General features: G+C 55.9%; 3 protein-coding genes and 1 pseudogene. All 4 read left to right on the forward strand.

Translation table 11 applies throughout. The features are described from left to right. Positions 1–5 precede the first annotated feature (5 nt). Positions 6–1,136 (forward strand): annotated as a pseudogene (locus GRP75_RS22765) (nitrogenase component 1). After that, on the forward strand, positions 1,126–2,433 hold the full coding sequence (gene nifN, locus GRP75_RS22770) for a nitrogenase iron-molybdenum cofactor biosynthesis protein NifN (RefSeq protein ID WP_160790440.1): 1,308 nt from the start codon (positions 1,126–1,128) through the stop codon (positions 2,431–2,433). Before GRP75_RS22765 ends, nifN begins: the two are co-directional and overlap by 11 nt. Continuing rightward, a complete protein-coding gene (locus GRP75_RS22775) occupies positions 2,430–2,819 on the forward strand; it encodes a NifB/NifX family molybdenum-iron cluster-binding protein (RefSeq protein ID WP_160790441.1) in 390 nt (129 codons plus the stop codon). The genes nifN and GRP75_RS22775 overlap by 4 nt, the downstream gene beginning before the upstream one ends. Positions 2,820–2,911: 92 nt before the next feature. After that, positions 2,912–3,104 (forward strand): ThiF family adenylyltransferase (locus GRP75_RS22780; RefSeq protein ID WP_202404271.1); only part of this gene is annotated, 193 nt, incomplete at its 3' end.

Here is a 3,104-nt window from a genome sequence, read left to right on the forward strand (position 1 = left end):
CGGAGCTGTCGGCGTATGGCTTCACTACTGATCTTGGAGAACAGGACATCATGTTTGGTAGTGAACAGAAGCTGCATGAATCGATTCGCTACATTGTCAGCCGCTTTGCTCCTCCCGCTGTGTTTGTCTATACAACATGTGTCACAGCCCTCACCGGTTAAGATATCGAGGGGGTCTGCAAGGCTGAATCGGAGCGACTGGGGACGCCGATCATTCCGGTGAACAGTCCGGGATTTGTGGGCAGCAAGAATCTCGGGACCCGGCTGGCCGGAGATGTGCTGTTCCAGCATATTATCGGCAGCACCGAGCCGGAACAGACAACCTCCCATGATATCAATCTCATTGGGGAATACAATATTGCGGGCGAGATGTGGCATATCGAGCGGCTGATGCAGCAGGCGGGAATGAGTATCCTGTCCCGAATTACCGGGGACGGTCGGTTCCGTGAGGTGGGATGGGCGCATCGTGCCAAGGCCAATATGGTCGTATGCAGCCGGGCTTTGCTGGGCCTGGCAGTCCAAATGGAGCGTAAATACGGCATTCCTTATTTTGAAGGTTCATTTTATGGAGCAAAGGAGACGAGTTATTCCTTGCGGCAGATGGCTTACCTGACCGGAGATCGTGATGTAGAGCGACGGGTGGATAAGCTGGCCGCACGGGAGGAAATGAGGCTATCGCTGGAGCTGGAGCCCTACCGCAAGCAGCTGAAAGGAAAGCGGGCAGTGCTCTATACCGGGGGGGTAAAAAGCTGGTCTGTCATTACGGCTTTGCAGGAGCTGGGCATTAAGGTAGTTGGTGTAGGCACGAACAAGAGTACTGCCGAGGATGTATCCCGGATTGCTGACCGTATCGGAGATGATGCGGAATACATCCCGGAAGGCGGCGCCCGGCAGATTCTCAAGACCGTACGGAGCCGCAAGGCAGACATGGTCATTGCCGGGGGCCGGAACATGTATATGGCGCTTAAGGAACAGATTCCTTTTGTGGACATCAATCAAGAACGGCACAAAGCCTATGCGGGCTATGACGGGCTGTTATCTCTGGCGAAACAGCTTGTGCATACGCTGCAGCATCCGGTATGGGAGCTGACCGCCAAATTAGCTCCATGGGAGGAGGAGACGGAATTTGCCGATTAAATCCGCCACGAAGCCTGTCAGTGTCAACCCGCTCAAGGTAGGACAGCCTCTGGGCGGCGTGCTGGCTCTGCAGGGGATGTATCGCTCAATGCCTTTGCTGCACGGCGCTCAGGGCTGCTCGGCCTTCTCCAAGGCGCTGCTGACTCGCCATTTTCGAGAGCCGATTGCCGTTCAGACCTCTGCGCTGCAAGAGATGGACGTTATATTTGATGCAGACCGGAATCTGGAGGAGGCGCTGGATCATATCTGGTCCAAACACCATCCAGATGTCATCGGCGTTATCAGCACGGCCCTCACCGAGGTGGCAGGCGTTGATTTTCAGTCTAGGGTAAAGGCGTTCAAGCGAGAACGGGCATTGAAGGACAGTCTGCTGTTTTCTGTATCGCTGCCTGATTTTCACGGTTCTCTGGAGACGGGCTACAGCAGTACAGTAGAGTCGCTAATGGATGCTGTACTCGGGTTGGCCGGGGGCAAGTCCCCCAAAAAACAGCGCCGGACGCAGGTCAATCTGCTGCCGGCTTCTTATCTGACTGCCGGAGATGTCATGGAAATCAAGGATATTATCGCTTCCTTCGGCCTGGAGGTTATCACACTTCCCGATATCTCCACTTCCTTGTCCGGTCACCTGCTGACAGGTTTTTCCCCTTTGACGAGAGGGGGGACTCCGCTGGATTCAGCCTGCCAGATGCTGGAGTCTTCCAGCACCATTGCCATTGGCGCGAGCATGGAGCGTCCGGCGCGCAGGCTGACTCATGCCGCAGGCATTCCCTACCACTTGTTCACGGGTCTGTCTGGCTTGGCCGCGAGCGATGCGTTCATACATTTTCTGCAGAAAATCAGCCGCGAGCCAGCCCCTGTTCGCTTCCGCTGGCAGCGTGAAAATCTGTTGGACAGCATGCTGGATGCCCATTTCTATTATTCCGGCGCTTCCGCTGTAGTGGCGCTAGAACCGGATCATATGCTGTCGACCGCAGCCTGGCTGGAGGAGATGGGAGTGGAACTGAAGCGGCTAATTACACCCTGCAGCACGCCCGCACTGCAAAAGACAGAACGGGAAGTCTGGATCGGTGATCTGGATGATGCAGAGGAGAGCGCGCAGGGCGTTGATTTGTGGATCAGCAATTCACATGGAAGAAAGGGAGCGGCACGGGCCGGGGCCTCATTCGTATCAGCAGGCTTGCCGGTGTATGACGAGCTGGGCGCCCACACATCCGTAAGCGTCGGATACCGTGGAACCATGGAATGGGTGAACAAGGTGGGTAATGTATTGCTTGCCGAGAGGGGGAGAGGAGGATGAAGGTTGCATTTGCGACGGAAGACGGTGTGCATGTGAATGCTCATTTTGGGCAGAGTCCCATGTTCGCTGTATTCGAAATCCGGCACTCAGGCGTCCAGTTCCTGGAGCATCGGCGGATAGCCCTGGGGAGCAATGAGAACGAGGCGGGCAAGATCGCCAGTCGAATTGGCCTGATCGAGGATTGTGCCTTGATCTTCCTGGTACAGATTGGCGCTTCGGCCGCCGCCCAGGTTACCAAACGGACCATTATGCCTGTGAAGGTGGCCTTCGGTAGCACCATTGAGGAGCAGGTCCAGCGTCTCCAGAATATGCTGGCTCGTAATCCGCCCATGTGGCTTGCCAAAATCCTGCACGCTGAGGAGGGCAGCGGCAAAGCCGAATCATGAGCCTTCTGTAAGGAAGAGCAACCGTATATGATGTCAAGATCCTGCGGACCGAATAACTTAAAGGCGGGAGCCGCACATGGAGGGGTGGACGAATGGTACAGCTGCTGGAAGACAGTAGATACGGACGCCAGTTGAAGCTGCTGGGAGTGGAAGGTCAGAACAGGCTAAAGCAGGCTACTGTTATGGTTGCAGGCATCGGAGGATTGGGAGGGACAGCGGCCATGTACCTGGCCGCTGCTGGAGTGGGAAAGCTGATATTGGCCCATGAGGGCGTAATCCATCTGC

Source organism: Paenibacillus sp. OT2-17 (genome assembly GCF_009827695.1).
Lineage (GTDB): Bacteria > Bacillota > Bacilli > Paenibacillales > Paenibacillaceae > Paenibacillus > Paenibacillus polymyxa_B.

Coding starts and splice junctions, on each gene's coding strand:
- GRP75_RS22775 (WP_160790441.1), top strand. CDS start 2,430: ATGAAGGTTGCATTTGCGACGGAAGACGGTGTGCATGTGAATGCTCAT.